This window comes from Streptomyces chiangmaiensis (genome assembly GCF_036281785.1).
Lineage (GTDB): Bacteria > Actinomycetota > Actinomycetes > Streptomycetales > Streptomycetaceae > Streptomyces > Streptomyces chiangmaiensis.
The window spans coordinates 1-1,334 of the sequence record NZ_JAYWVC010000583.1 but is presented as its reverse complement, the minus strand read 5'-3'; the positions used below and the strand labels follow the sequence as shown (position 1 = coordinate 1,334).

Sequence of the window (1,334 nt, the reverse complement as noted above, 5' to 3'; positions counted from 1 at the left end):
CAACGGTCTGAAGGCCGGTCTCGTCGTCCTCGTCGTCGTGATCATGGTTCAGCGGTTCAGCCTCAAGGCGGGGATCGGCGCCCTGCTGCTGGTGATCATCGCGCTCGGGCTGTACAACTCCCGCGAGAGCCTCGCGAACATGTTCGAGGACGAGGTGAAGAACCCGGCCAAGGGCGCACCTGCCACGCCGGGCGTCGTCCAGTCCAACCTCCCGGCTTCTCCTGACCACTCGCCGGGCGTCGGAGGCTTGCTGTGACCGCGGCTCCGGCGCGGGTGGGCCGCTTCTACACCGCCGCCCGCCGACACCCCTGGGTGCTGGGCAAGGTCGCCGACTGGAAGATCCCCCTCGGCCCCTACACGCCCGCACAGATCGCGGTCGCGGTCGGCGGCGGCTTCCTCCTGGTCAAGACGATCGGCTGGTGGTCGTGGATGGGGCCGATCCCCATCGTCGCGTGGCTGCTGGCGATCTGGGCGGTGCGCCGGCCGAAGATCCGGGGCCGGGCCCCGATGCAGGCCGCGCTGGGCTGGGTGCTCCTCAGTTGGCAGCCCCGCGGAGGTCGGATCGGCGGGCGAGCCGCCCGCGACCGAGCGCCCCGAACCCTGTTCGTCAGCTTCACCATCGAGGGCGCGCCCACGCCCGGCCCCACCTGGCAGGTCGTACCATCCCCGGCGCCGCACCCGGGCCCGGCGGCAAACCCCTCGTCCGCACCCCGCCGCACGCAGCCAGTTGCTCCCGCGGCGGCCGCGGGGCCCGTGTCGGGTGTGCAGCAGCTGCTCGCGCTCGCCCAGCAAGGGGAGGCGCGGTGAGGGTTCCGATCCGTCACATCGCCGGGCACCTGGTGTGGTCGACGCAGGGCAGCGTGTGGGCCCTCTACCGCCTTCACCCGGGCCCGGACGCGCAGGGACGTCGCGAGGAGACCGTCCAGGGCACCTACGTGCCCGCCGCCGTCCGCGACGAACAGCTCGCCAAGATCACACATTTGGTGCGGTCGCTGTCCGGTGCTCCGCGGCTGTTCGGTCTGTGCGCGCAGGTCGACCCGGGTGAGGTCGCCCTGCGCATGATCGAGGGCATCGAGCCCGTGGAGCAGGCACCCGATGCGGGCCGGCACCCGTGGGTGGAGAACGTCGAGGCCACCCTGGATCTGCTGGATGCCCAGGAGATGCACCGCCGCACTCTGTGTCTGGCCGTACCCCTGCAAACCGAGACAGGCGGCCTGCAGGTGTCCGCGTCCCTCGGCGCGGCGTGGGCCGAGGTCGCGCCGATGCTCGGCATGCGCCCGGCGCCCGTGGCACGGCGTGAGGTGACTGTGTACCGCGAGCAGGCCTCCCGGGTA

The 1,334-nt window shown here is 72.3% G+C and carries 2 protein-coding genes and 1 pseudogene; all 3 read left to right on the top strand.

All coding sequences use genetic code 11. The features are described from left to right. On the top strand, positions 1 to 256 hold a 256-nt coding region (locus VXC91_RS45725), incomplete at its 5' end, for a hypothetical protein (protein ID WP_329513230.1). Beyond that, complete coding sequence (locus VXC91_RS45720) at positions 253 to 807, top strand: hypothetical protein (RefSeq protein ID WP_329513229.1); 555 nt, start codon at positions 253 to 255, stop codon at positions 805 to 807. The genes VXC91_RS45725 and VXC91_RS45720, both read left to right, overlap by 4 nt. Beyond that, a pseudogene (locus VXC91_RS45715) lies at positions 804 to 1,334 on the top strand (ATP-binding protein); the annotation flags it as partial. The gene VXC91_RS45720 and the pseudogene VXC91_RS45715, both read left to right, overlap by 4 nt.